Genomic DNA, 24919 nt, shown 5'->3' with positions numbered 1-24919 from the left:
TTTATTTTTATTCTTTTTTTAGTTCAATGGCATTCTGCCGTTAACATTATTATCGAGTTCTAATCTATATTGTCTTTATGAAAAAAATTATCCTGATTGCCTCTGCTTGTCTTTTTCTCACCAGTTGTAGCCGAGAATCAATAGAGTCTACTTTTGGTATTAATTACGATACCACTAACCGTTTTGCTAAAAATCTAGCACCTCTTCCTGGCCAATTTACTAAAGACATTAAAGCCCTCGACTCGTTAATTAGCAGCTTTAATGGCAACATTGAAAAGCGTTGGGGTAAAAAGAATCTCGTTATCGCCAGTAAACGCTCATATGTAAAATACACCGATGGCTATTTAAGTCGATCTCAAGTCGATTTTTCTACTGGCCGAGTTACCGTAGAAACTGTCGCAGGGACGGATCCTAAAGCCCATTTACGCCAAGCTATTATCACCACCCTACTTACACCTGATGATCCCGCTGGTGTCGATCTTTATTCTGATGCTGATGTTGCTCTTGGTGGCAAACCCTTTTTATACCAGCAAGTCGTCGATCAAGATAAAAAGCCGATTGAATGGTCATGGCGTGCTAGTCGTTATGCTGACTATTTAATTGCTAATAATTTAAAGACAAAAAATATCGATTATAAAAAAGCCCTTTATGTCGATATTCCTATGGTAAAAAACCACACCCAATTACGAGAGTACCAATATGCCGATATTGTTCGTGGTGCTTCTCAACGCTACAACATTCCAGAAGATCTAATTTATTCAATTATTAGAACCGAAAGTAGTTTTAATCCTTACGCTGTTAGTTGGGCAAATGCTTATGGCTTGATGCAAGTTGTACCTAAAACCGCTGGCCGTGATGTCTTTAAGTTAGTAAAGAATAAATCTGGTGATCCAACACCTGAGTATCTTTTTAATCCACATAACAACATTGATACAGGAACCGCCTACTTTCATATTCTAAAAACACGCTATTTAAAAGACATCCGAAACCCTGTATCTAAACAATACAGCATGATCTCAGCTTACAATGGCGGCGCTGGCGGCGTACTAACGACCTTCAATAGCAACCGCAGCCGTGCAATTAAAGAGATTAATAGCCTAAATCCTAATCAAGTGTACTGGGCTTTAACCAAAAAACACAAAAATGCAGAAGCTCGTCGCTATTTAGAAAAGGTAACTGCCTTTAAAAAAGAGTTTAATTCAGGGAAGATTTAGCGATAAAATCGCCTATTCGATGAATTATCAATCAAACAATCAAAAAAACAGCCTATTTTGAAAAAAAAAGTTGACGGTAGGGGCAAAAATCCGTTTAATAGCGCTCGTTGCCCGGATAGCTCAGTCGGTAGAGCAGAGGATTGAAAATCCTCGTGTCGGTGGTTCGATTCCGCCTCCGGGCACCATACAATAAGATTGTTGGTGTAGTTCTAGATTTATTTATTAAATGCTAGATCACGAATAGTCAAAAGAATTTAGTGTGCCGACTTAGCTCAGTAGGTAGAGCAACTGACTTGTAATCAGTAGGTCACCAGTTCGACTCCGGTAGTCGGCACCATTCTTTTGCCTCGATAGCTCAGTCGGTAGAGCAGAGGATTGAAAATCCTCGTGTCGGTGGTTCGATTCCGCCTCGAGGCACCATACAATTCCCTTTTAGTTCAGTTGGTAGAACGCCGGACTGTTAATCCGTATGTCGCTGGTTCAAGTCCAGCAAAGGGAGCCATACAATTTAGTCTTTATCTTTTTAAAGATTAATAAAAAATTAGTGCCGACTTAGCTCAGTAGGTAGAGCAACTGACTTGTAATCAGTAGGTCACCAGTTCGACTCCGGTAGTCGGCACCATTTCTTCCTTGTAAGAAGAACACAAAACCTGTTCCCTTTTAGTTCAGTTGGTAGAACGCCGGACTGTTAATCCGTATGTCGCTGGTTCAAGTCCAGCAAAGGGAGCCATATTAAAGAGCCTGTTTTTATAAAGGTTCAAGGTTGTTGGTTTATCCAGCAATAGCAAAAAAATAAGTGTGCCGACTTAGCTCAGTAGGTAGAGCAACTGACTTGTAATCAGTAGGTCACCAGTTCGACTCCGGTAGTCGGCACCATTTTTTTGCCTCGATAGCTCAGTCGGTAGAGCAGAGGATTGAAAATCCTCGTGTCGGTGGTTCGATTCCGCCTCGAGGCACCATACAATTCCCTTTTAGTTCAGTTGGTAGAACGCCGGACTGTTAATCCGTATGTCGCTGGTTCAAGTCCAGCAAAGGGAGCCATATTAAAAGCCTCATCATTTTGATGAGGCTTTTTTTATGCTTGTCATTTAACGAATGCGACACTACCATAACCTCCATTCATATCAGTTCTTCATTTAGAGTTAAACCATGACTGAAACACCATCAGGAAAACCAGGCAATACTGGTATCAAGCGTGTAATCAAAGCAACTGGCTTTTCTATTCAAGGTCTTAAAGCTGCGTTTAAACATGAAGCTGCTATTCGTCAAGAGTTAGCAATGTTAGTTATTGCTGCCCCTATCGCACTTCTTTTGGATGTGACTGTAGTAGAAAAGATTTTATTGGTCGGCGTATTTGTTCTGATCTTTATGATTGAGCTTTTAAATTCAGCAATAGAAGCTGTGGTAGACCGTATAGGCCCTGAACATCATGAATTAAGTGGCAGAGCTAAAGATATTGGTTCAGCCGCTGTATTTGTCGCTCTGTGCTTTGCTGGCTTTACTTGGTTAATGATCCTAGGCAGCAACTATCTTTAATTATTTATAAGGACTATTTTAATGAACCCTATTATTCAAACACTAAAAGAACACAATGTTAGCGATGAAAAAATTGCAGAAGTATTTCAAACGCTAACTCAAAACCCATTAGCGGCAATGGCTATTATTCAAAGTCTAGGCATTCCACAAGAAAAACTACAACCACTAATGATGCAAGTGATGACAAATCCAAGCTTAATTAAAGAAGCAGTTGAAGAATTAGGATTAGATTTCTCTAAAGTAGAAGAAGCAAAAGCAAAGCTTGAAGAGAATCAGTAACAGAATCTTTAAGATAAATTAGAAATTTTTAAAAGCCCTAGTCTGTTAGGGCTTTCTTGTATTTATTTTTCAAGATTAGAAAAAACTCTATATCCCAGATACAACAAAGCCCCGATTTTCATCGAGGCTTTATCATTTAAATGTGGTACCGGTAGGCGGACTTGAACCGCCACTCCTTTCGGAAAGGGATTTTGAATCCCTCGTGTATACCAATTTCACCATACCGGCTTTATCAGCATTGCTGCTTGATGTGGTTGATTATACTCAGAGATGATCATGGCGCAAGCTCTTTATTACTCTAAGATATTTGTTTGCTGAAATATTCAACAGTTATTTACAATCTGATTTTCATTTTTACTGCATCTATCGTTATACTGCTGTCAGTTTTTTAATTTATGGAAGAAAAAATGAAAACACAACAACAAGCCGGCTTTATGCGTCGCATGGGAGCTTGGGTCTACGACACATTAATTATCAGCGCAATTATGATGCTAACTGGTGGTGCTATCGTCGCGACCCTTGAAATGCTTTATGGTGCGGGGATCATCAGTTACGGTCAGTATCCTGATGTGAGTAGCTATTTAAATCATGATCCATTATGGCGCAACCTTTACCCAGTTACTCTTGTTTCTGTGTTTGCTGGCTTCTTTGCTTACTTTTGGTGTAAAGGTCAAACTCTGGGAATGCGCGCTTGGAAGCTTCAAGTACAACAACTTGATGGCTCACCAATCACATTAACTCAAGCTATTATCCGTATGTCTACGTCTGCCTTTGGTTTGGGTAATCTATTGGTCTTCATCTCAAGTGATAATGCAGCATTTCAAGATACCTGGGCAAAGACTCGCGTTATAGTTTTAGATAAAGCGGTTTAAGCGATTATTAAAGCTACGAAGAGAAAAAAGGAGATACTCTGCAGTATCTCCTTTTTATTTGTTCTTTTTTCACGGTATGTGTTTAAAGCTTTCTATTAAGTAACCCTAAGGTAATCAATAAGAACACAAAACTTGGCCCTAACGCACCAAATATGGGGTGTATGTTATAAACCAAAGTCATTGGCCCAAACACCTCATTAGAAATATAGAAACTAAATCCGGCGATCACGCCAGAAAGAATTCTCGCACCCATAGTTACACTACGTAATGGTCCAAAAACAAATGAGAGCGCCAATAACATCATTACTGCAACTGAGATAGGCTGTAAGGCTTTACGCCAAAAAGCCAACTCATAACGTGCGGCATCTAGCTCTGAATCTTTCAGGTAATTCACGTAATCATACAGGCCAGAAAGAGATTGCTCTTCAGGTTTAACGGTTACCACTGCTAATTTATCTGGAGTAAGCGTTGTTGACCAGTTTAAGGTATCCATTTTCTTTTCACTGATTTTAGCTTCATCTTGCATTTGAGTAATAGAAACATCACTCAACATCCAGCCTGCTTCTTTAGATTGGTAATCCGCTTTACGCGCAAATAAAATATTATCCAGTTTATGATTATCATCAAATTGCCATACTGTTACACCATACAGCTTTTCTTGATTATCAACCCGACCCAAATAAATAAAGTCGTTAGCATCTTTAGCCCACACCCCTGCTCTTACGGCTGCAATATTACCGCCAGAAGTTTCAAATGCACGTAGATCACGAGCCATCTTTTGAGCTTGAGGTGCACCCCATTGACCTAATGCCATAACCATTAGCATCAAAGGTATTGCTGTTTTTAATACTGATAAACCGATGTCTAATTTTGAGTAACCTGCCGCTTGCATAACCACAAGTTCAGAGCTTGCCGCTAACATGCCCAGCCCAATCAATGCCCCAAGCAATGCTGCCATTGGAAAAAACATCTCAATATCACGTGGCATACTTAAGATAACAAAATAGAGAGCATCTAAAAGATCGTATGTTCCTTTACCAACTTTACGTAACTGCTCTACATATTTAATAATTGAAGAGAGTCCAACTAGCGTTGTTAAACATAACGCAGAGGTTGCGATGATTGTACGGCCAATATACCAATCTAAAATCTTAAACATGCTTTGGTTTTCTCCGCATTTTGTCTTTTAATTTTCTCACAAAAACACTGTCCATTGAGTTTAATATAATGCCGATAATAAGCAGGATGGCATTAATTGCCCACAGTCCAACTGATGGATGTAGGCTCCCCTCTTCTATTGCTGACTTACCAGCACTTAATGATAAGAAGTAAGCTAAATACAATAAAATTGCCGGTGCAAGTTTCGCGAATCGCCCTTGTCTTGGGTTCACTGCAGATAACGGAACAACCACCATAGTTAATAAAGGAATACACAAAATCAAAGAAATACGCCATTGCAGTTCTGCTTTCGCTTCTAACTCTGTTCGTTTGATTAGCTCTAGTGTCGGCAGTGCATCCCAATCTCTTCGTTTCGCCTTAACCTCTTTTTGTCCAATCAGGACTTCATAAGATTCAAAGTTACTTTCTAAGTAATCTAAACGCGTCGGAATACCTTCATAACGAGTACCATCTTCAAGAACTAATACCTGACGGCCATCATTAAGCTGCTTTACAACCCCTTTATCAGCGACTAACACACTAGGGCGTAATGAATCATGAGGAACGGGTTGTGCTAAGAAAATATTAACAAGGTGCTTGCCGCCTTCATCACTAATATCATCAATAAAGACAACACCCTTTCCATCGGGAGAATTTCTAAACTGACCTTTTTGTAATAGCTCGACCCCAGAATCAGACTCCACGGTTTCCATTAACTTAGTACTTTGCTCTTGGCTCCAAGGAGACAGCCATAGTGAGTTAAAAGTAGCTACTGCACCAGTAATTAAAGCCAAATACAATGCAGCACGAATAAGTATTGAGTTACCCATTCCAGTTGCATTCATTACGGTAATTTCACTTTCCGCGTATAAACGTCCAAAAGTCAGAAGAATACCTATGAAAATACTGAGAGGCAGCATCAATAAACCCATGGCAGGCATATTTAACCCCACCAAAGATAAGATCAAACCACCAGGGATATCCCCATCAGATGCTTCAGCTAAAATGCTAATAAATTTTTGGCTCATAAAGATCAAAAAAAGCACAAAAAAGATCGCAAATTGACTCTTTAATGTTTCCTTGATCAAATATCTAATAATAATCACGTCGAATCTACCTATAGAAAACTTGTATTTTTGCCAGAATCACTATAATTTCCGTGTAAACCATTTATTTTTTAATCTTTGGCTAAATGTTAGCCTGCGAAATCGGAACACTAATAGTATAGTATCTAACTAGATTTTGCTCATTATCTAACATTTAGTTCTATTTGTCTTTAGGATGTAGGAGTACGCATGGAGTTCAGTGTAAAAAGTGGCAGTCCAGAGAAACAACGCAGCGCTTGTATCGTTGTAGGTGTCTTTGAGCCGCGCCGTTTATCTCCAATCGCAGAACAGCTCGATAAAATCAGTGACGGGTACATTAGTTCGTTACTTCGCCGTGGTGACCTTGAAGGTAAACCAGGCCAAATGCTGTTATTGCATCAAGTACCAAATATTCTTTCTGAGCGTGTTTTATTAGTAGGTTGTGGTAAAGAGCGTGAACTTGGTGAGCGTCAATATAAAGAAATCATCAAGAAAACCATCAGCACACTAAATGAAACGGGCTCTATGGAAGCGGTATGTTTCCTTACAGAGCTTCACGTTAAAGGCCGAGACACTTACTGGAAAGTTCGCCAAGCGGTTGAATCGACTAAAGACAGTCTATATACCTTTAACCAATTCAAGAGTAATAAACCTGAGACTCGTCGCCCATTACGCAAGTTAGTATTTAATGTACCAACTCGCCGTGAGCTTAACTTAGGTGAAAAGGCAATTAACCATGGTTTATCTATTGCTTCTGGCGTTAAAGCGTCAAAAGATTTAGGCAATATGCCACCAAACGTTGCTAACCCTGCGTACCTTGCCTCTCAAGCTCGTCGCCTAGCCGATGACTACGAAACCGTTACTACTAAAGTAATCGGTGAAGAAGAGATGAAGAAACTAGGCATGACTTCTTACCTAGCTGTAGGTCAAGGTTCTCATAATGAATCTATGATGTCAGTGATGGAATACAAAGGTCATCCTAATCCTGAGGCAAAACCTATCGTACTTATTGGTAAAGGTCTGACTTTTGATTCAGGCGGTATCTCTATCAAACCAAGTGACGGTATGGATGAGATGAAGTACGACATGTGTGGTGCTGCTTCTGTATTTGGTGCAATGAAAGCATTAGCTAAATTAAACCTTCCTCTGAACGTTGTTGGTATTCTTGCTGGTTGTGAAAACATGCCAAGCAGTAATTCATACCGTCCTGGTGATATTTTAACAACCATGTCAGGTCAAACTGTTGAAGTATTAAATACCGATGCTGAAGGCCGTTTAGTTCTTTGTGATGCCCTAACATACGTAGAGCGCTATAACCCAGAGTGCGTTGTGGATGTTGCTACATTAACAGGTGCATGTGTGGTTGCTCTTGGTCATCACATCAATGGATTAATTGCGAACCATAATCCATTAGCTCATGAACTCATTAATGCATCAGAGCAATCTGGTGACAGAGCGTGGCGCTTACCTATGGCTGACGAATATAACGAGCAGCTAAACAGCCCGTTTGCAGACATGGCTAATATTGGCGGAAAAGCCGCAGGTACAATCACTGCTGGTTGCTTCCTTGCGCGTTTTACTAAGAAATATCATTGGGCTCACATTGATAGTGCGGGTACTGCTTGGGTTTCGGGTGCAAATAAAGGCTCAACCGGCCGACCTGTCTCATTGCTTGTCCAATTCTTACTGAATCGTTCAGGCCAAGAAATCGTAGAATAAACCACTTCGTTTTATGATATAAAGGGCCTTTAAATGGCCCTTTTTTAATACATTCTATTTAGCTTCTTTTTGCCATTTATGTAAATTAAGAGAGATTATGAGCCAAGCACTGTTTTACGTTCTTGAACCCACATCACCAACAGCTACTCCAGATGGGCTGTTAAAATTTGTGTGTCAGCTTGCTCATTATTATTATTCTCAAAATGCACGAGTGTATGTATTAGCTCAAGACAAAGAGCAAGCTCTACTGATTGATGAAGCACTCTGGCAAAATGAGATCTCTGAATTTACACCACATAATTTAATTGGTGAAGGGCCACAATCTGGCTCCCCCATTGAAATTGGTTGGGGAACATTACGCTCATCAGGCCGCCGACATGTATTAATAAATTTAGCACAAGAGGTCGCAAGTTTTGCGGTTTCCTTTGCTCAAGTGGTAGACTTCGTACCCTGTGAAGAAAAAAGCAAACAACACGCTCGAGAAAGGTATAAAATATACCGAAATGCAGGCCGAGCCATGCAAACCGAGACATTAAAATAGTGCCAATCATCATAGCTAAGTAACTCAACTGAAAGTCTATTTTCAGATTGAGCCATTAATTATGATATTTGGCATTCCACTTTTTAATAGAGATATTCGTGACGAACACTATGGAAAAGACATATAACCCGCAATCAATAGAACAAGCTCTGTACCAGACTTGGGAAGAAAAAGGCTACTTTAAGCCTCATGGCGATACATCAAAAGAAGCTTATAGCATCATGATCCCGCCACCAAACGTCACTGGTAGCCTACACATGGGTCACGCTTTCCAAGATACGATCATGGATACACTTATCCGTGCTGAACGTATGAAAGGCAAAAACACCCTTTGGCAAGTCGGTACCGACCACGCAGGTATCGCAACTCAAATGGTTGTTGAGCGTAAGATTGCGGCTGAAGAAGGCAAAACAAAACACGATTACGGTCGTGACGCTTTCATCGACAAAATTTGGGAATGGAAAGCAGAATCAGGCGGCACAATTACCAAGCAACTTCGTCGTCTAGGCGCCTCTGTTGATTGGGATCGTGAACGATTCACTATGGATGATGGTTTATCTGCTGCAACTCAAGAAGTGTTTGTTCGTTTATACGAAGAAGATCTTATCTACCGTGGTAAGCGTCTAGTAAACTGGGATCCTAAACTGCACACTGCTATTTCTGATCTTGAAGTTGAAAACAAAGACAAAAAAGGCTTCATGTGGCACTTCCGCTACCCACTAGCGAACGGCGTTAAAACTGCTGACGGCAAAGACTACATTGTTGTAGCTACGACTCGTCCAGAAACAATGCTTGGTGATACTGGTGTTGCTGTAAACCCAGAAGATCCTCGTTACAAAGATCTGATCGGTCAAAACATTGAACTGCCTATCGTTGGTCGTTTAATTCCTATCGTAGGCGATGAGCATGCGGACATGGAAAAAGGCACGGGTTGTGTGAAAATCACTCCAGCTCATGACTTTAACGATTACGAAGTAGGTAAACGTCATAGCCTACCAATGATCAACATCCTAACGTTCAACGCTGATATCCGTGATTCTGCTGAAGTATTCACAACGAACGGCGAAGAAAGCGACGTATACAGCGCTGAGCTTCCAGCTAAATACCATGGTATGGAGCGTTTTGCTGCTCGTAAAGCTATCGTTGCTGAGTTTGATGAACTGGGTCTTCTTGAAGAGATCAAAGATCACGATTTAACTGTACCTTACGGTGACCGTGGTGGTGTTGTTATCGAACCAATGCTAACTGACCAATGGTATGTACGTACTGCACCTCTAGCTGCTCCAGCAGTTAAAGCAGTTGAAGATGGTCAAATCCAATTCGTTCCTAAGCAATACGAAAACATGTACTTTGCGTGGATGCGTGACGTACAAGATTGGTGTATCTCTCGTCAACTTTGGTGGGGTCATCGTATTCCTGCATGGTATGACAACGACGGTAAAGTTTACGTTGGTCGTACTGAAGAAGAAGTTCGTGAGAAAAACAACCTTTCTCCAGTTATCGTGCTTCGCCAAGACGACGATGTGCTTGATACATGGTTCTCTTCTGCACTTTGGACGTTCGGCACACAAGGCTGGCCTGAAAACACAGACGCACTAAAAACATTCCACCCATCAGAAGTTCTAGTATCTGGTTTTGATATTATCTTCTTCTGGGTTGCTCGTATGATCATGATGACCATGCACTTCGTTAAAGACGAAGAAGGCAATGCACAAGTACCATTTAAGACAGTTTACATGACGGGCCTTATCCGTGATGAAAACGGTGACAAGATGTCTAAGTCTAAAGGTAACGTACTTGACCCTATCGATATGATCGATGGTATCGGCCTTGAAGAGCTTGTTGAAAAGCGTTGTGGCAACATGATGCAACCTCAACTTGCTAAGAAGATCGAAAAAGCAACGCGTAAAACGTTTGAAGGCGGTATCGAACCATACGGTACTGATGCCCTACGTTTCACTCTTGCAGCAATGGCATCAACAGGTCGTGATATCAACTGGGATATGAAGCGTCTTGAAGGTTACCGTAACTTCTGTAACAAACTATGGAACGCAAGCCGTTACGTATTAATGAACACAGAAGAGCACGATTGTGGTATGGCTGAAGGTGCAGAACTTGAGTTCTCACTGGCTGACCAATGGATCGCATCTCAGTTTGAAGTTGCCGCTAAAGAGTTTAATGCTCACCTAGACAACTACCGTCTAGATATGGCAGCAAACACACTGTATGAATTCATCTGGAACCAATTCTGTGACTGGTACTTAGAGCTAACTAAACCCGTTCTATGGAAAGGCACTGAAGCACAACAACGTGCAACGCGTTACACGCTAATTACGGTTCTTGAGAAAACATTACGTCTTGCTCACCCTGTTCTTCCTTACATCACTGAATCTATCTGGCAGAGCGTTAAGCCACTAGTTGATGGTGTTGAAGGTGAAACAATCATGACTCAAGCATTACCTCAGTTTAATGAAGAAAACTTCAACGCTGATGTTGTTGCTGATCTTGAGTGGGTTAAAGCATTCATTACTAGCATTCGTAACTTACGTGCTGAATACGATATCGCACCAAGCAAAGGCTTAGATGTGATGATTAAAGTGGCTGACGAAAAAGACGCTGCACGTATTCAAGCTAACGAGATTGTTCTTACTTCTCTAGCAAAACTAGACAGCATCAAAGTACTTGCAGACAATGAAGAGACGCCAGCATGTGCAACCTCTCTTGTTGGTAAGTCTGAGTTGATGATCCCAATGGCGGGTCTTATCGATAAAGATGCAGAGCTTGCTCGTTTAGATAAAGAAGTAGCGAAAATCCAAGGCGAAATTAAACGTATCGAAGGTAAATTAGGTAACGAAGGTTTCGTTGCTAAAGCACCTGAAGTTGTTATCGCTAAAGAGCGTGAAAAACTAGAAGGCTATAAAGAAACATTAGTTAAGCTAGAAGCGCAAAAAGAAACAATCGCAGCACTGTAAGTAAGCCTTTTATCTTTTATTAGGTTGATATTATCGTAATGCATAAAAAAGGCCGATGTTAATACATCGGCCTTTTTGTTATCTAAAGAAAATACACTAAGAACACTATTAACTATAGTGGGAAATGAATTACATTCTCCGTACGACATAAACCAATTTCAAGCTCATGCTGCTGTCCATCTAATGTCACTACAATCAAATACAAATCATCAGGACTTTGAGAGTTATCACTCCAATATTTTGGCGCTTCAACCTGAAATAATGCAGATACATGATCGCCTCTTACATCAACAGGAAGCGTTAATGTCATGCCATCAAATTTAATGCTAGCTGAAATTAAATTGGGTTTATACATCTTGAAATGAACATCGACTTTAAGCTCACAACCGTGATGCCAAATTTGCTCTACACTAATATGGTTTAGAGAAAGATGGGGAATAGGCTGGAAAAAACAGACACCAAATACACCAATATCATCTTTTATATCAATCTCTTGAACTGCACCAAAGCGGCGATGATAGGCTTGATTAATTTCGCATACTTGATTGTCTAACTCTTCATCCAACAACCAATCATCGTCATCCTCTTCTAAAAAGAGAACTTCAAAACGGTTACCGCCTAATTGTAAAAACTCTTTGATGTCTTTACGGTAGCGAGTCATTTTTTCAGTACAATCAAATACAGCAACACCATTAATTCTCACTTCGGCATAGCGAGAAATTCCACTCATCACTAATTCAATCGCAGGATAATTCAGTAATGTTTCATCCACTTCAAAAAAACGCATTAAATGCCATTCTTGATTATTCGCCTCTGCAACAGAAAGTGCTTCATAAGCTGAAGCGACACCTTGTTGAATTGGAATGTCTTTAATCGGCAATGCAGTGTCTGTTAACGGTGAAAGTTGCCATAACGCTTCTTCACCATTAAGTATGATTCTTGAGTTCATTTATATATTCATCCCTAAAAAAATGCCCTACACTTGTATTACAAGCCTAGGGCACAGTCTCTCAATTGTCGTTATTTGACAATATTTTTATTCTTCGTCGCCATCTTCGATAACGTCATACTCAGCGTCTTCGCCTTCGTAGTATGTACCCCAACCATCATAGATAATGTCGAATTTCTCAGCTAGTTGAACTAATTTTTCAACTTGAGCATCGATAACGTCTGCATCTAATATTGAGTCCATCACGGCATCACAACATAAGATTTTAGCACCGTCTTCGTCTTCTAGTTCTTCAGCTTCTAATACTTCAAAACCCATTTTAAATGCTTCTACTACTGCATTTTCTAACGCTTTAAAGTCTTCCGCCATTAAATGGTGTTCGATAGCATACAGTGCATCCGGCTCACTACCATCGGCTTTTAGTGATTCAATAATTTCGCGCGTTTCCGCTTTTTGCAATTCAAGAAATTGCTCAACCGATAGATATTCATCTTCTTGAGACATAGTAAGGCTCCACACTGTATAAAATAATAGAAATTAACTCAGGCATTATAGCCTGCTCAAACCAAATTCCCTAGCACTTCAATAATTAAAGAATATTTAGCTGCTATACGGTATTATTTCTCTTATAGCAGTAGATATTAGAAAGGAATCTTATGAATAAGCTATTTGTTGGCTCTGAAATTGGTCAACTTCGTCGAGTTATTCTTCACCGCCCAGAAAGAGCACTAAGCCACTTAACACCGACGAACTGTCACGACTTACTCTTTGATGATGTATTATCGGTTGAAAAAGCACTTCTTGAGCACGATCAGTTTGTTTTAACATTACAATCTCAAGATGTTGAAGTGCTTCTCTTACAAGACTTACTCGAAGAGACACTACAGCACCCTGAAGCAAAACAATGGCTGTTAAAGCATCAAATCTCTCACTATCGTTTTGGCCCTACCTTTGCCAACCAAATCAGAGCCTTTTTACTTGAAAAAAGTAACAAAGAACTTGCCTCAATTTTATTAGGTGGCCTTGCCTTTATTGAGCTGCCATTTAAAGCGCCTTCTATGTTGCAGCAATTGAGTGACCCGTTTGATTTTGTCATTAACCCATTACCAAACCATTTATTTACTCGTGATACTTCATGTTGGATCTATGGTGGTGTCTCTATCAACCCAATGGCAAAAGCGGCAAGAAAAAGAGAATCAAATCATTTACGTGCAATTTATCGCTGGCACCCTCTATTTTCTCAACAGGTATTCCCGCAATATTTTGAAGATGAAAACCGAGATTACGACAATGCAACTATTGAAGGTGGCGATGTATTAGTGATCGGTAAAGGCAATGTGTTAGTTGGGATCTCTGAGCGAACCACTCCCCAAGGGATTGAGAATCTAGCAAAGCAATTATTTAGAACTCATCAAGCCAAGCAAGTTATCGCGATTAAGCTACCTGAAGATCGATCATGTATGCATCTAGATACGGTAATGACTCATATGGACCATAACGTATTCTCTGTCTATCCAAGAGTCATAAATAAAGACATGCCGTGTTGGTCAATTACCCCTTGTGGTGAACAACAATTAGCGATTAAAGAAATGCCAAACTTTCAGCAGGTATTAAAATCTGCATTAGAGTTAGATGAACTCAATATCATCACGACTGGTGGTGACAGCTACGAAGCAGAACGAGAGCAATGGCATGACGCTAATAATGTATTAACGATTAAGCCTGGTGTTGTTGTGGCTTATGAGCGTAATACTTACACTAATGAAAAGTATGATAAAGCTGGCATTACTGTTCTTCCAATAACGGGAGATGAACTTGGCCGTGGCCGTGGTGGAGCAAGATGTATGAGTTGCCCAATAGAAAGAGATGGAATTTAACACGGCAAACACAATAATAAAAAATTAAATATATATTCACAAAATACGCATTTATATGTTTAAATGAAATTTATCGGATTTGATATGCCCAGCTAGGAGCACATTATGGCTTTTAATATACGTAATAGAAACTTTTTAAAACTCTTGGATTTTACTCCAAAAGAGATCGCACACTTACTTGAACTTTCTGCTAATTTAAAAAAAGCAAAATACGCTGGGTATGAACAACCTCGCCTCTCAGGTAAGAACATTGCACTTATTTTTGAAAAAGCCTCTACTCGTACTCGCTGTGCCTTTGAAGTTGCTGCTTTTGACCAAGGTGCTAAAGTCACTTATCTTGGTCCTTCAGGTTCTCAAATTGGCCAAAAAGAATCAATGAAAGACACTGCTCGTGTACTTGGTCGTATGTACGATGGCATTGAGTATCGTGGTTTTGGGCAGTCTATTGTTGAAGAGCTCGGTAAGTATGCTGGTGTTCCAGTTTGGAATGGATTAACTGATGAGTTTCATCCAACACAAATTCTGGCAGACTTTCTAACAATGCAAGAATATGCAAATGGTAAACAGTTAAATCAAATTACTTTTGCCTACCTTGGTGATGCTCGCAATAACATGGGCAACTCGCTGATGGTTGGCGCAGCAAAAATGGGCATGGAGATCCGTCTTATTGCACCAAAACAGTTTTGGCCAGAAGAAACATTAGTCGCTCAATGCCAAGAAATAGCAGCCCAAACTGGCGCCAAAATCATCCTAACGGAAGAAGTACAAACAGGCGTAAAAGGCTGTGACTTTTTATACACAGATGTTTGGGTTTCTATGGGTGAAGCACCAGAAGCATGGGATGAGCGTGTCGCATTAATGACGCCTTATCAAGTCAATATGGATGTGATTAAAGCAACCGAAAATCCAAACGTGAAATTCATGCACTGTTTACCCGCCTTTCATAATAATGAAACAACCATTGGAAAAGAAATCTCAGAAAAGTATGGCATGAACGGTTTAGAAGTCACTGACGAAGTTTTTGAATCTGACTACTCTATCGTATTTGATGAAGCTGAAAATCGCATGCATACGATTAAAGCAATAATGGTAGCGACACTAGGAAGTTAATCTCTCTTGTTTTAAAAGAGTAATCAAAAGAAAATTTGATGCAAACGCTTGCTTAGGATTTTGATACGAGTATAATTTCGCGCAATTTACTAGGAAATTATGATGTTATTAACTTATCTTCATACAGCGGTCGACCGAGATTCTGCACTCACAGCGTGCGGTGGTCCCCTATTTTTTGAGTTTCCTAATTACCGATATTTTTAAAGCCTCCTATTTGATAGGGGGCTTTTTTTTGATTTCAATATGATAAATAAAAGGGAAGAGAGACTATGGCTAACTCGCTATATCAAAAGCACATCATTTCTATTCCAGAGCTTTCTCGTCAAGAGTTAGAACTGATTGTAGAAACAGCTGGTAATATTAAAAAAGAACCTCAACCTGACTTATTAAAAAATAAAGTCATTGCGAGCTGTTTTTTTGAAGCCTCAACTCGTACCCGCTTATCTTTTGAAACCGCAATTCAACGCTTAGGTGGCTCTGTTATTGGATTTGATTCTGCAGGTAATACGTCTCTTGCTCAAAAAGGCGAGACACTGGCAGACTCTGTTCAAGTGATTACCTCTTACGTTGATGCATATGTTATGCGTCATCCAAAAGAAGGCGCTGCACGTCTAGCCTCAGAGTTCTCTAATGGCACACCAGTCATCAATGCTGGCGATGGTGCGAATCAACATCCAACTCAAACGCTATTGGATTTATATACCATCTACGAAACTCAAGGGCGCTTAGATAATCTAAACATCGCTTTTGTTGGTGATTTAAAATACGGTCGTACCGTTCATTCATTAACTCAAGCGTTAGCTAAATTTAATGGCATTAAGTTCTTCTTTATTGCTCCAGAAGTATTAGCGATGCCTGATTACATCTGTGAAGAATTAGATGAGTTAGGCATTGAATATCAACTGTTAAATGAGATGGATGAAGCCATTCCTGAGTTAGATATTCTCTACATGACTCGTGTTCAGAAAGAGCGTTTTGATGAGTCTGAATACGCGCATATTAAGTCAGCCTATATTCTTTCAGCTGAAACGTTAGCACCTGCTCGTGAGAACTTAAAAGTCCTTCACCCGTTGCCTCGCGTAGATGAAATTGATATCGATGTTGATAAAACACCACACGCTTACTACTTCCAACAAGCTGAGAATGGTGTCTATGCCCGCCAAGCTCTACTGGCTTTAGTTCTTAACGAAACACTTTAGGGAGAAAAAATGATGCCTAACAAAACTCAATTACGTGTTGAAGCAATCAACAACGGTACGGTAATCGACCATATCCCTGCAAATATTGGTGTTAAAGTCTTAAAGCTATTTCAAATGGACAAAACGGCAGAGCGTGTAACGATTGGCTTAAACTTGCCTTCTTCAGCGCTGGGGTCTAAAGATTTATTGAAAATTGAAAATACCTTTGTAACACCAGAGCAAGCAAGTAAGTTAGCACTCTACGCACCACACGCAACGGTCAACCAAATTGAAAACTATGAAGTAGCGAAAAAGATCCCTCTTCAGTTACCGACACAAATTACTGGTGTGTTTGAATGCCCGAACAGTAACTGTATTACCCATGGTGAGCCAGTTGAGAGTAGCTTTAAGGTCATTACAAAAAACGAAGATATTCACTTAAAGTGTAAGTATTGTGAAAAGGTTTATTCACGCGAAGTTGTCACTGATTTAAATTAATATCACATTTGATTCAATAATTTTCAGCCTCAGATCTTCTGGGGCTTTTTTATTGGTGAGGTTTGTTTTATATTGGGTTTATTGAACCTGACGTTCAACCATTCAAAAAGGAATCATTACAATGACTAAAGTTCTTCATACAGACAATGCTCCAGCAGCAATTGGTCCATACATTCAAGGTGTTGACCTTGGTAATATGGTACTAACTTCAGGCCAAATTCCTGTAAATCCAGCAACTGGTGAAGTGTCTGATGATATTGCAGAACAAGCTCGCCAATCTTTAGAGAACGTTAAGGCCGTTGTAGAGTCTTCTGGCCTAACGGTTGCTGATATCGTTAAATTAACGGTTTTTGTAAAAGACTTAAATGACTTTGGTACAGTGAATGAAGTGTACGGCAACTTCTTTGATGAGCACAATGTAGCAAACTACCCTGCACGTTCTTGTGTTGAAGTTGCTCGTCTTCCAAAAGATGTTGGTATTGAAATCGAAGCAATTGCTGTTCGTAAATAATAATTATACACCGTTAGAAATGAAGCTAGGCAGATATTAGTATTACTGATCTCTGCCTTATTTTTTATCTAATGTAGATAAGTATCGTATTGCTTTAGAAAAAACAGTATTAAACCAAACCGAAAACAAGGTCGGATTATTTACTAATTCTTGCTTAATTTGACTCTCACTCCACCACTGTATGTCACTAACTTCATCAGGGTTCATCGTAAATTCAACATCAGGAGTATTAGCAAGTAATATGTAATCTTGCTCATGCTCACTCAAGCCATTTTCGAGCTCTGCCTGATAAATAAACCAGCCTAGGTTTTCAAATCTATCTGCAGTAACATCAACAATACCAATCTCTTCTGCTAATCGGCGTTCACCGGCTAATTCAACCGACTCATTGATTCTCGGGTGTGAACAACAAGTGTTACTCCACTTCCCTTTACTGTGATATTTACACTCGGCACGTTTCTGTAGTAGAAATTGATACTCATTTTCTATTTTACAGTACAGTAAAACTGAAAAAGCCAAATGCAGTAACCCTTTTTCATGGGCCTCTAATTTTTCCATTGTTCCTATGGTTTCACCTTGTTGATTTACAAGGACAACTTGTTCACTCATTTTATCTACACACTAAATAATACCAATTCCATTAATTATCTAATCATTATTACTGGTTAAATAACTCAATAGTTGCGTTAAAAATAATTATTGTAGAATAACTACTTATAAGAATTTTGCCTTACTCTTAAGTGATTTTCCTGCGTAATAAATAGATCACCTAATTAGTTATATTGGTATAAAAAGGGTATATAGCAAGCTATATACCCTTAAAAATAATCATCAAAACTTAAGCTTGGTTGCGTTGTGCAACTTCTTTATTTAATTCTTCTAGCTTAGTTTTCATTTGTTCACGGCATTCATTCGCTAGTTCACGAACGTTTGTTTTATCGTAACCATCAAGACTCACTGGTGGTAAGATCTCAACAATCACAACACCATTATTCCAACGGTTTAATTTTACGCCTTCTGTATTACTACACACAATCGGAGTTACCGGAACTTCAGCCGCAATGGCTGCATGAAACGCACCCGTTTTAAATGGTAATAAACCACGACCACGAGAACGAGTACCTTCTGGGAACATCCAAACAGAAACATTACGCTTCTTAATGTTATCAGCAACTTGAGCAATCGTACCTACCGCTTTGCTGCGATTGTTACGGTCAATCAAGATATTACCAGTGATCCAATACAACTGACCAAACAGTGGCATCCACGCTAAGCTTTTTTTACCTACCGTTACTGTACGAGGTTGAATTGCACCAGAAACAGTGAATAAATCCCAGTTATTTTGGTGGTTAGCAATGTACAAACTTGGCCCTGCATTTTTAACACTTTCAGGAACGCGAACTTCAAGTTTAATACCAAACACTCGAGACATTCGAGCAAACCAAAGGCCAAAAGTATAAACGTGTTTTGGATTTCGCGGACTAAGTAAACAATAGCCGCAACCAAATACAAACGTAAAGACAGCAAAGATAGCCAGAGCAACTAGGCGTAACAATGCGATCATAAGTGTTTCTCCTACATACAAACAATAAAAAACCGGGTCATTATATACCCGGTTTCCGCTTAGCTTTGCAGCAAAATAATCAGTAAGATTATAAATCGCTACTACGAACTCTTTCGATATTCGCACCTAATGCGGTTAACTTATCTTCGATCTTATCATAACCACGGTCGATATGATAAATTCGATCAACAATTGTTTCACCTTTTGCTATACAACCAGCGATAACAAGGCTTGCAGAGGCACGTAAATCCGTAGCCATCACTTGAGCACCACTTAAACCATCAGTATCACCACAAATAGCAGTATTACCTTCGATTTCAGCGTGAGCGCCCATGCGTTGCAGTTCAGGGATATGCATGAAACGGTTTTCAAAGATCGTTTCAGTAATGATACCTGAGCCTTTCGCCATCATGTTTAGTAAAGTGAACTGTGCTTGCATGTCTGTTGGGAATGCTGGGTGTGGCGCAGTACGGATATTTACCGCCTTCAACTCACGCCCTGTCATATCCAAGCTGATCCAATCTTCACCCGTTTCAACTTTAGCACCTGCTTCTTCAAGCTTAGCCAAAACAGATTCAAGTAAGTGTGCTTTAGTATTCTTACATACTACTTTACCGCCAGATACCGCAGCAGCAACAAGGAACGTACCCGTTTCAATACGGTCAGCAACCACTTCATGATAACCACCACCAAGACGTTCTACGCCTTCAATCGTAATGGTATCTGTACCCATGCCTGATACTTTCGCACCAATCGCATTTAGGAAGTTAGCAGTATCTACGATTTCAGGTTCACGCGCTGCGTTTTCTAAAATAGTTTTACCTTCAGCCAATGTTGCAGCACACATAACAGTGATTGTTGCACCAACACTGACTTTATCCATAACGATGTGAGCGCCTTTTAGACGACCATCAACTTCCGCTTTAACGTAACCTTCTTCAAGCTTAATCGTTGCGCCAAGCTGCTCAAGTCCGTGAATATGAAGATCAACAGGACGAGCACCGATAGCACAACCACCAGGTAAAGACACTTGGCCTTTACCAAAGCGAGCAACAAGAGGACCTAACGCCCAAATTGATGCACGCATCGTTTTTACAAGATCATAAGGAGCACAGAAATCATTAACGCCACTTGCATCAATATGAACTGAACCATTACGTGATACGTTAGCGCCTAAGCGTTGTAACAACTCCATGGTTGTATCTACATCGCGAAGTTTTGGAACATTTGCAACTTCTACTGGCTCTTCAGCAAGTAATGCAGCAAATAAAATTGGCAGTGCAGCATTTTTTGCACCAGAAATCGTAACCTCTCCAGAAAGTGGTTTTTCACTTCCTTGAATTCGAAACTTATACATTCAAAGGGCCTCTTAGAATAAGCTATTTAATTTTTTATCACGTGCCCACTCTTCCGGAGTAAACGCTTTTATTGATAGAGCGTGAATGGTATTTGTTGAGATGTGTTCCATCAAAGGTCCGTAGATGGTTTGTTGCTTTTTAACTCGGCTCATTCCATTGAACGATTCATCCACAGCAATAACTTCAAAATGGCTTCCTTCACCTTTAACGTGAATCTCTTGAAGTTGAAGTGCTGCGTCTAATAATTCTTTAATCTCGGCGCTTTCCATTACTCTACCTTTTGCGTTATTAAGTGATCAGCAAACAATGATTCCACATTACTTAATTGAATTAACGTAATGAGCTGATCAGGGACGAAAGCTAGCATTATATGACAGTTTTGATTTTTTGCATGCTCTATTAGGTGTAAAAGTAACACTACCCCTGCAGAGTCAATACGATTAACGTGACCTAAGTCTACCTTTACTTGAGTGACTTTAGGTTTCCATACTGTCAATTTTTTCCAAATATTAGGCACAGTCTCACGATCAAGAGGCCCATTTAAATGAATTTCATCCGCTTTCGCTTCACATAAATCCATTATTGGCATTATTTACTCCCTTCTAAGCGAATAGGTTGCTTCGCTAAAGAGGCTAATTCTTTACTTACTGAACTAATGCCTTCTTTACGAATTTTACCATTCCACTCTGACTGTTTAGTCGATAAAAGGCTTACCCCCTCAGCAACCATATCGAAAGCTTGCCACTCTCCCGTCTTCTTATTTTTACGTAATTTAAAATCAACTTTTACCGTGGGACGAGCAGAATCTAAAATGTCTACTCGCACGCTGATGATCTTTTTCCCCTCAGGAATTTTTTTCGCTTTTTCTAATACAATCTTTTGGTCTGTATATAGCGTTAATACTTGAGCATAAGACGACACTAAATAACCACGAAACGCAGTAACAAATTCAGTGCGTTCTTCCGCTGACGTTTTCTTTAAATGTGTACCTAACAACTTATAAGCGGCATATTTCACATTGACGTACGGCATCAACTCTTCATCAACGACCGTTTTTAATATATTAGGGTTTGCCTGAATCGCACTTTGCTCTGCTTTTAAGCGCGCAAATGTCATTTCAGATACTTGAGCCATCATGTCATAGGGTTTAGTTTTATCGATTTCTTGGGCTTGAACCGCCCCCGTAAATACACCAATGATAATAGTAAAAACGCTAATCCACTGTTTCATTACTCTTCCTCACTTTTATCTGACGAATCACCACCAATGCTATACAGCACCTGGCCAATCATATCTTCTAATACTAAGGCTGATTTCGTATCTTCAATGTAATCACCATTGCCTAACATATCGATATCTTCATCCACAAACCCTGGAACAATACCAATATACTGCTCACCGATTAATCCTGACGTTAAAATTTGTGCTGCAGAGGTTTCAGGAAAAGAGCCAAATTGCTTATCAATTTCCATACTGACAATAGGTAAGTAACTTTCAGTATCTAGCGTGATCCCTTCCACTCGACCAACCACAACACCACCAATTTTCACTGGCGATCGTGATTTCAAGCTACCAATATTATCAAATTGAGCATTTAGCGTGTAATACTCACCACTGCCCCCACTACGAACGTCTGCTACTTTTAGCAATAACATCAATAACGCTGCCATTCCTGCTAAAACAAAAAGGCCGACAAAAAATTCTACTTTACGAGTCTGTTGCATAATTAATTCCCAAACATCAGTGCTGTCAGCACAAAATCAATTCCTAATACCGCCAGTGACGAATGCACTACCGTTCGTGTTGTTGCCAGTGAGATCCCCTCAGAGGTTGGTGTTGCATCGTAACCATTAAACAAGGCAATCCAAGTAACGATAAAGGCAAACACCACACATTTAATAAGACTGTTTACGATGTCATAACGCACATCAACCGATGACTGCATTAATGACCAAAAGCTACCGTAGTCAATGCCTTTCCACTCGACACCAACAATCTGACCACCCCATATGCCCACAGCCATAAATATCATGGCTAACAATGGCATTGAGATAATTCCAGCCCATAAGCGTGGAGCAATAATTCGACGCAGTGGATCAACTGCCATCATCTCCATGCTAGAAAGTTGCTCAGTTGTTTTCATTAATCCGATTTCTGCCGTTAATGCTGAGCCTGCACGCCCTGCAAATAATAATGCTGTGACTACTGGACCAAGTTCTCTTAAAAGTGATAAAGAGACAAGTTGTCCTAAGCTGGTTTCAGCACCGTAATCAACCAAAATGATATAACCCTGTAGGCTAATCACCATACCGATAAACAAACCTGAAACGATAATAATAACTAAAGAGCGAACACCCACTGAATATAATTGCGTTAACAATAATGGAAACATCTTCACTGGTTGAGGTTTTGAAACTATCGCCCCAAGTAACATAAAAGTGGCTCGTCCAAACACTTCACAAATCGATAATGCTCGCTTACCTATTTGCTCAATGGACGAAATAAGGGAAAAGTTACTCATGAGAAAATAGCACCTCATCTAATGGTTTAGCTGGAAAACGAAAAGGAACAGGTCCATCGGATCGTCCATCCAAAAATTGTCGAACTTGAGGATCAGGGTTATTCTCCAACTCTTGAGGGGAGCCTTGTGCAATCACCTTACCATTGGCAAGCAAATATACATGATCAGCAATACTCATCACTTCAGGAACATCATGAGAGACGACAACCGAAGTCAAACCCAACGCATCATTTAAGTTGCGGATCAGATCCACGAGAACGCCCATGGTTATTGGATCTTGACCAACAAAAGGTTCGTCATACATAATTAAATCGGGATCCAGAGCAATAGCACGAGCCAAAGCAGCACGACGAGCCATACCGCCAGAGAGTTCACTCGGCATTAACTCTGACGCACCTCTTAGTCCAACCGCTTCAAGCTTTAATAATACGAGCGTTCGGATAAAAGCTTCTGATAATTCCGTATGCTCTCGTAGTGGAAAAGCAACGTTATCAAACACACTCATATCAGTAAATAGAGCGCCTGATTGAAATAACATCCCCATTTTATTTCGAGCAAGGTACAAGGCTTTACGCCCTAACTTAGGGATATTCCATTCTTCAAAATGAATATCACCTGACTCTGGTAAGATTTGCCCACCAATCAGCCTTAGTAGGGTTGTTTTTCCGATCCCTGATGGCCCCATGATGGCGGTAATCTTTCCTTTTGGAACAGACAAACTAATGTCATCAAAAATAACTCGCTCACCACGCTTAAAAGTCAGGTTTTCTACTTTTATTAAGGTTGTTTGTCTTTTCATATCAATACTATTCATCCAAAACCGTTTCCTAACAACTCCGCTATAAGTATACGTTAAGTTCCCCATTCAATTTCTTTTTTTTAACATTCTTACGAATATCCTTAAGTAAAGCCCTCCTTTTCTCTTTCCTTTTTGTCAGAGAAGCGTCAAAATTACCCAACTCAACTATAAAAACATCTTTTACAAAAGGAAATTAGCACAATGACAGAGCTGCTCATGCCAACTCTACTTCTTATCGTCGGCCTCTCTCTACTTGTTTGGGGCGCAGATAAACTGGTATTTGGTTCTGCCGCGTTAGCGAAAAACTACGGTATCTCTCCCCTTGTTATTGGTATGACTATCTTAGCGATGGGCTCATCAGCACCAGAAATGATGGTATCTGCCGCTGCTGCACTTGATGGAAAAACCGATACTGCAGTAGGCAATGTAATAGGCTCCAACATTGCAAATATTGCGTTAATTTTAGGTATTACCGCGTTAATTAAACCGCTTGCGATCAGTTCTGGCATTATCCGCCGTGAATTACCTCTCATGTTGATTGTAACCTTGCTTGCTGGGGCAATCATGTATAACAACTACCTTGGCTTTTATGAAGGTGTGTTATTGATTGTTCTTTTCGCTGCATTTATTGTTGCTATGCTTTACATCAGTAAGAGTGAGCAAAAGAACGGGGACATTCTGCTTGATGAGCAAGAATCAGAAATACCAGAAGGCGTAGAAAACAAAATAGCCTTATTCTGGGTGGTTGTCGGACTTATTTTACTTCCTCTTGGCGCTAATATGCTGATTGATAACGCCGTGGTTATCGCAAAACACTTCGGTATGAGTGATCTGGTTATCGGTCTGACCATCATTGCTTTAGGTACTAGTCTGCCAGAGCTTGCAGCGTCTGTTGCTGGTGTATTAAAAGGTGAAGATGATATGGCTGCTGGTAATATTATCGGCTCAAACGTCTTTAATATCCTTGCAGTAATGGGCATCCCTGCCCTTATCAACCCATCAGCAATTAGCCCTGATTTAATGGGCCGTGATTTTTATGTCATGATGGGTGTTTCAATCTTACTGCTATTTATGGCGCTAGGTAAGAGTCGCAGCATTAACCGAATTGAAGGTGGTATCTTAGTGACATGCTTCTTGGTATATCAAGGCTACCTTTTCTACACAATTTAAAAATATGT

General features: G+C 40.0%; 26 protein-coding genes and 10 tRNA genes. 22 read left to right on the top strand and 14 right to left on the bottom strand.

Annotated elements, in window-relative coordinates; genetic code table 11:
- The first annotated feature begins 77 nt into the window (after positions 1-77).
- The 12 genes from mltC to AC2INI_RS01995 all read left to right on the top strand — a co-directional run bounded on the left by mltC (position 78) and on the right by AC2INI_RS01995 (position 3029).
- Positions 78-1214 (top strand): membrane-bound lytic murein transglycosylase MltC, encoded by a 1137-nt coding sequence (gene mltC, locus AC2INI_RS02050; protein ID WP_486305244.1) that lies wholly within the window; start codon positions 78-80, stop codon positions 1212-1214.
- Between the two features lie 109 nt (positions 1215-1323).
- A tRNA-Phe gene (locus AC2INI_RS02045) sits at positions 1324-1399 on the top strand.
- A 76-nt stretch (positions 1400-1475) separates the two neighbouring features.
- Positions 1476-1551, top strand: a tRNA-Thr gene (locus AC2INI_RS02040).
- Between the two features lie 7 nt (positions 1552-1558).
- Positions 1559-1634: transfer RNA gene (locus AC2INI_RS02035), tRNA-Phe, on the top strand.
- Between the two features lie 6 nt (positions 1635-1640).
- Positions 1641-1716 (top strand) — tRNA-Asn (locus AC2INI_RS02030).
- A 44-nt stretch (positions 1717-1760) separates the two neighbouring features.
- A tRNA-Thr gene (locus tag AC2INI_RS02025) sits at positions 1761-1836 on the top strand.
- Positions 1837-1868: 32 nt separating this feature from the next.
- Positions 1869-1944 (top strand) — tRNA-Asn (locus AC2INI_RS02020).
- 70 nt (positions 1945-2014) lie between these two features.
- A tRNA-Thr gene (locus AC2INI_RS02015) sits at positions 2015-2090 on the top strand.
- Positions 2091-2097: 7 nt separating this feature from the next.
- Positions 2098-2173 (top strand) — tRNA-Phe (locus AC2INI_RS02010).
- A gap of 6 nt (positions 2174-2179) precedes the next feature.
- Positions 2180-2255, top strand: a tRNA-Asn gene (locus tag AC2INI_RS02005).
- A gap of 108 nt (positions 2256-2363) precedes the next feature.
- Positions 2364-2750 carry a diacylglycerol kinase gene (locus AC2INI_RS02000; RefSeq protein ID WP_122036604.1) on the top strand — a complete coding sequence of 129 codons (387 nt, stop codon included), beginning with the start codon at positions 2364-2366 and terminating at the stop codon, positions 2748-2750.
- A gap of 21 nt (positions 2751-2771) precedes the next feature.
- A complete protein-coding gene (locus AC2INI_RS01995) occupies positions 2772-3029 on the top strand; it encodes a DUF2999 domain-containing protein (RefSeq protein ID WP_045102898.1) in 258 nt (85 codons plus the stop codon).
- 143 nt (positions 3030-3172) lie between these two features.
- Here the strand turns inward: AC2INI_RS01995 and AC2INI_RS01990 are convergent.
- Positions 3173-3257, bottom strand: a tRNA-Leu gene (locus tag AC2INI_RS01990).
- Between the two features lie 179 nt (positions 3258-3436).
- On the opposite strand from AC2INI_RS01990, the gene AC2INI_RS01985 reads away from it, so the two are divergent.
- The gene (locus AC2INI_RS01985) at positions 3437-3901 is read left to right on the top strand and encodes an RDD family protein (protein ID WP_162922572.1); all 465 of its coding nucleotides are present in this window, start codon (positions 3437-3439) and stop codon (positions 3899-3901) included.
- A gap of 82 nt (positions 3902-3983) precedes the next feature.
- Here the strand turns inward: AC2INI_RS01985 and lptG are convergent, their stop codons facing one another.
- Positions 3984-5060: an LPS export ABC transporter permease LptG gene (gene lptG / locus AC2INI_RS01980; RefSeq protein ID WP_122036602.1), complete on the bottom strand. Its 1077-nt coding sequence runs from the start codon at positions 5058-5060 to the stop codon at positions 3984-3986.
- Complete coding sequence (gene lptF, locus AC2INI_RS01975; protein WP_122036601.1) at positions 5053-6165, bottom strand: LPS export ABC transporter permease LptF; 1113 nt, start codon at positions 6163-6165, stop codon at positions 5053-5055. The genes lptG and lptF overlap by 8 nt, the downstream gene beginning before the upstream one ends.
- Before the next feature lie 189 nt (positions 6166-6354).
- On the opposite strand from lptF, the gene pepA reads away from it, so the two are divergent.
- The 3 genes from pepA to AC2INI_RS01960 all read left to right on the top strand — a co-directional run bounded on the left by pepA (position 6355) and on the right by AC2INI_RS01960 (position 11376).
- The gene (gene pepA, locus AC2INI_RS01970; RefSeq protein ID WP_486305243.1) at positions 6355-7863 is read left to right on the top strand and encodes a leucyl aminopeptidase; all 1509 of its coding nucleotides are present in this window, start codon (positions 6355-6357) and stop codon (positions 7861-7863) included.
- Between the two features lie 97 nt (positions 7864-7960).
- On the top strand, positions 7961-8404 hold the full coding sequence (locus AC2INI_RS01965) for a DNA polymerase III subunit chi (RefSeq protein WP_486305242.1): 444 nt from the start codon (positions 7961-7963) through the stop codon (positions 8402-8404).
- A gap of 110 nt (positions 8405-8514) precedes the next feature.
- A complete protein-coding gene (locus AC2INI_RS01960; protein ID WP_486305682.1) occupies positions 8515-11376 on the top strand; it encodes a valine--tRNA ligase in 2862 nt (953 codons plus the stop codon).
- Positions 11377-11488: 112 nt separating this feature from the next.
- Here the strand turns inward: AC2INI_RS01960 and AC2INI_RS01955 are convergent, their stop codons facing one another.
- Both AC2INI_RS01955 and rraB read right to left on the bottom strand, forming a co-directional pair.
- Positions 11489-12325 (bottom strand): glycosyl hydrolase 2 galactose-binding domain-containing protein, encoded by an 837-nt coding sequence (locus AC2INI_RS01955; RefSeq protein ID WP_486305241.1) that lies wholly within the window; start codon positions 12323-12325, stop codon positions 11489-11491.
- Between the two features lie 87 nt (positions 12326-12412).
- Positions 12413-12829: a ribonuclease E inhibitor RraB gene (gene rraB, locus AC2INI_RS01950; protein WP_446714045.1), complete on the bottom strand. Its 417-nt coding sequence runs from the start codon at positions 12827-12829 to the stop codon at positions 12413-12415.
- Between the two features lie 152 nt (positions 12830-12981).
- Between rraB and arcA the strand changes: the two genes are divergently transcribed.
- The 5 genes from arcA (at position 12982) to AC2INI_RS01925 (ending at position 17499) form a co-directional block, all read left to right on the top strand.
- On the top strand, positions 12982-14202 hold the full coding sequence (arcA, locus tag AC2INI_RS01945; protein WP_486305240.1) for an arginine deiminase: 1221 nt from the start codon (positions 12982-12984) through the stop codon (positions 14200-14202).
- 105 nt (positions 14203-14307) lie between these two features.
- The gene (gene argF, locus AC2INI_RS01940; protein WP_486305239.1) at positions 14308-15312 is read left to right on the top strand and encodes an ornithine carbamoyltransferase; all 1005 of its coding nucleotides are present in this window, start codon (positions 14308-14310) and stop codon (positions 15310-15312) included.
- Between the two features lie 269 nt (positions 15313-15581).
- Positions 15582-16511: an aspartate carbamoyltransferase gene (pyrB, locus tag AC2INI_RS01935; RefSeq protein WP_045102909.1), complete on the top strand. Its 930-nt coding sequence runs from the start codon at positions 15582-15584 to the stop codon at positions 16509-16511.
- 12 nt (positions 16512-16523) lie between these two features.
- Positions 16524-16988, top strand: coding sequence for an aspartate carbamoyltransferase regulatory subunit (pyrI, locus tag AC2INI_RS01930; protein WP_122036755.1), 465 nt, complete (start codon positions 16524-16526; stop codon positions 16986-16988).
- A 121-nt stretch (positions 16989-17109) separates the two neighbouring features.
- Entirely contained in the window at positions 17110-17499 is a 390-nt protein-coding gene (locus tag AC2INI_RS01925; protein WP_045102910.1) for a RidA family protein, read from the top strand.
- Between the two features lie 57 nt (positions 17500-17556).
- Here AC2INI_RS01925 and idi read toward each other — a convergent pair whose 3' ends face one another.
- From idi to mlaF, 9 genes are all read right to left on the bottom strand, one after another.
- Positions 17557-18108: an isopentenyl-diphosphate Delta-isomerase gene (idi, locus tag AC2INI_RS01920; RefSeq protein ID WP_486305238.1), complete on the bottom strand. Its 552-nt coding sequence runs from the start codon at positions 18106-18108 to the stop codon at positions 17557-17559.
- A gap of 229 nt (positions 18109-18337) precedes the next feature.
- Complete coding sequence (locus AC2INI_RS01915) at positions 18338-19063, bottom strand: 1-acylglycerol-3-phosphate O-acyltransferase (RefSeq protein WP_486305237.1); 726 nt, start codon at positions 19061-19063, stop codon at positions 18338-18340.
- An 88-nt stretch (positions 19064-19151) separates the two neighbouring features.
- A complete protein-coding gene (gene murA / locus AC2INI_RS01910) occupies positions 19152-20420 on the bottom strand; it encodes a UDP-N-acetylglucosamine 1-carboxyvinyltransferase (protein ID WP_122036591.1) in 1269 nt (422 codons plus the stop codon).
- Positions 20421-20432: 12 nt separating this feature from the next.
- Positions 20433-20690 (bottom strand): BolA family iron metabolism protein IbaG, encoded by a 258-nt coding sequence (gene ibaG, locus AC2INI_RS01905; RefSeq protein ID WP_122036590.1) that lies wholly within the window; start codon positions 20688-20690, stop codon positions 20433-20435.
- Positions 20690-21010, bottom strand: coding sequence for an STAS domain-containing protein (locus AC2INI_RS01900; protein ID WP_122036589.1), 321 nt, complete (start codon positions 21008-21010; stop codon positions 20690-20692). Before AC2INI_RS01900 ends, ibaG begins: the two co-directional genes overlap by 1 nt.
- Positions 21010-21651 (bottom strand): phospholipid-binding protein MlaC, encoded by a 642-nt coding sequence (gene mlaC / locus AC2INI_RS01895; RefSeq protein ID WP_486305236.1) that lies wholly within the window; start codon positions 21649-21651, stop codon positions 21010-21012. The genes AC2INI_RS01900 and mlaC overlap by 1 nt, the downstream gene beginning before the upstream one ends.
- Complete coding sequence (gene mlaD / locus AC2INI_RS01890; protein WP_486305235.1) at positions 21651-22145, bottom strand: outer membrane lipid asymmetry maintenance protein MlaD; 495 nt, start codon at positions 22143-22145, stop codon at positions 21651-21653. Before mlaD ends, mlaC begins: the two co-directional genes overlap by 1 nt.
- Before the next feature lie 2 nt (positions 22146-22147).
- The gene (mlaE, locus tag AC2INI_RS01885) at positions 22148-22942 is read right to left on the bottom strand and encodes a lipid asymmetry maintenance ABC transporter permease subunit MlaE (protein WP_122036586.1); all 795 of its coding nucleotides are present in this window, start codon (positions 22940-22942) and stop codon (positions 22148-22150) included.
- On the bottom strand, positions 22935-23741 hold the full coding sequence (gene mlaF / locus AC2INI_RS01880) for a phospholipid ABC transporter ATP-binding protein MlaF (protein WP_486305681.1): 807 nt from the start codon (positions 23739-23741) through the stop codon (positions 22935-22937). Before mlaF ends, mlaE begins: the two co-directional genes overlap by 8 nt.
- Before the next feature lie 201 nt (positions 23742-23942).
- On the opposite strand from mlaF, the gene AC2INI_RS01875 reads away from it, so the two are divergent.
- Positions 23943-24911 (top strand): calcium/sodium antiporter, encoded by a 969-nt coding sequence (locus AC2INI_RS01875; protein ID WP_486305234.1) that lies wholly within the window; start codon positions 23943-23945, stop codon positions 24909-24911.
- The last annotated feature ends 8 nt before the right edge of the window (positions 24912-24919 follow it).

It is taken from the genome of Aliivibrio friggae, from assembly GCF_057368515.1.
The sequence above is the reverse complement of the archived record's forward strand: the minus strand, read 5'-3'. Positions and strand labels throughout refer to the sequence as shown.

Bases quoted from the DNA above. Each gene is read 5' to 3' on its own strand.
- pyrI (WP_122036755.1), top strand. From the start codon at position 16,524: ATGCCTAACAAAACTCAATTACGTGTTGAAGCAATCAACAACGGTACG.
- ibaG (WP_122036590.1), bottom strand. From the start codon at position 20,690: ATGGAAAGCGCCGAGATTAAAGAATTATTAGACGCAGCACTTCAACTT.
- AC2INI_RS01875 (WP_486305234.1), top strand. From the start codon at position 23,943: ATGACAGAGCTGCTCATGCCAACTCTACTTCTTATCGTCGGCCTCTCT.
- argF (WP_486305239.1), top strand. From the start codon at position 14,308: ATGGCTTTTAATATACGTAATAGAAACTTTTTAAAACTCTTGGATTTT.
- arcA (WP_486305240.1), top strand. From the start codon at position 12,982: ATGAATAAGCTATTTGTTGGCTCTGAAATTGGTCAACTTCGTCGAGTT.
- mlaF (WP_486305681.1), bottom strand. From the start codon at position 23,741: ATGAAAAGACAAACAACCTTAATAAAAGTAGAAAACCTGACTTTTAAG.
- AC2INI_RS01955 (WP_486305241.1), bottom strand. From the start codon at position 12,325: ATGAACTCAAGAATCATACTTAATGGTGAAGAAGCGTTATGGCAACTT.
- mlaD (WP_486305235.1), bottom strand. From the start codon at position 22,145: ATGCAACAGACTCGTAAAGTAGAATTTTTTGTCGGCCTTTTTGTTTTA.
- AC2INI_RS01995 (WP_045102898.1), top strand. From the start codon at position 2,772: ATGAACCCTATTATTCAAACACTAAAAGAACACAATGTTAGCGATGAA.
- rraB (WP_446714045.1), bottom strand. From the start codon at position 12,829: ATGTCTCAAGAAGATGAATATCTATCGGTTGAGCAATTTCTTGAATTG.
- AC2INI_RS01900 (WP_122036589.1), bottom strand. From the start codon at position 21,010: ATGCCAATAATGGATTTATGTGAAGCGAAAGCGGATGAAATTCATTTA.
- idi (WP_486305238.1), bottom strand. From the start codon at position 18,108: ATGAGTGAACAAGTTGTCCTTGTAAATCAACAAGGTGAAACCATAGGA.
- AC2INI_RS01965 (WP_486305242.1), top strand. From the start codon at position 7,961: ATGAGCCAAGCACTGTTTTACGTTCTTGAACCCACATCACCAACAGCT.
- pyrB (WP_045102909.1), top strand. From the start codon at position 15,582: ATGGCTAACTCGCTATATCAAAAGCACATCATTTCTATTCCAGAGCTT.
- AC2INI_RS01960 (WP_486305682.1), top strand. From the start codon at position 8,515: ATGGAAAAGACATATAACCCGCAATCAATAGAACAAGCTCTGTACCAG.
- AC2INI_RS01925 (WP_045102910.1), top strand. From the start codon at position 17,110: ATGACTAAAGTTCTTCATACAGACAATGCTCCAGCAGCAATTGGTCCA.
- mlaC (WP_486305236.1), bottom strand. From the start codon at position 21,651: ATGAAACAGTGGATTAGCGTTTTTACTATTATCATTGGTGTATTTACG.
- AC2INI_RS01915 (WP_486305237.1), bottom strand. From the start codon at position 19,063: ATGATCGCATTGTTACGCCTAGTTGCTCTGGCTATCTTTGCTGTCTTT.
- mlaE (WP_122036586.1), bottom strand. From the start codon at position 22,942: ATGAGTAACTTTTCCCTTATTTCGTCCATTGAGCAAATAGGTAAGCGA.
- AC2INI_RS01985 (WP_162922572.1), top strand. From the start codon at position 3,437: ATGAAAACACAACAACAAGCCGGCTTTATGCGTCGCATGGGAGCTTGG.
- AC2INI_RS02000 (WP_122036604.1), top strand. From the start codon at position 2,364: ATGACTGAAACACCATCAGGAAAACCAGGCAATACTGGTATCAAGCGT.
- murA (WP_122036591.1), bottom strand. From the start codon at position 20,420: ATGTATAAGTTTCGAATTCAAGGAAGTGAAAAACCACTTTCTGGAGAG.
- mltC (WP_486305244.1), top strand. From the start codon at position 78: ATGAAAAAAATTATCCTGATTGCCTCTGCTTGTCTTTTTCTCACCAGT.
- pepA (WP_486305243.1), top strand. From the start codon at position 6,355: ATGGAGTTCAGTGTAAAAAGTGGCAGTCCAGAGAAACAACGCAGCGCT.
- lptG (WP_122036602.1), bottom strand. From the start codon at position 5,060: ATGTTTAAGATTTTAGATTGGTATATTGGCCGTACAATCATCGCAACC.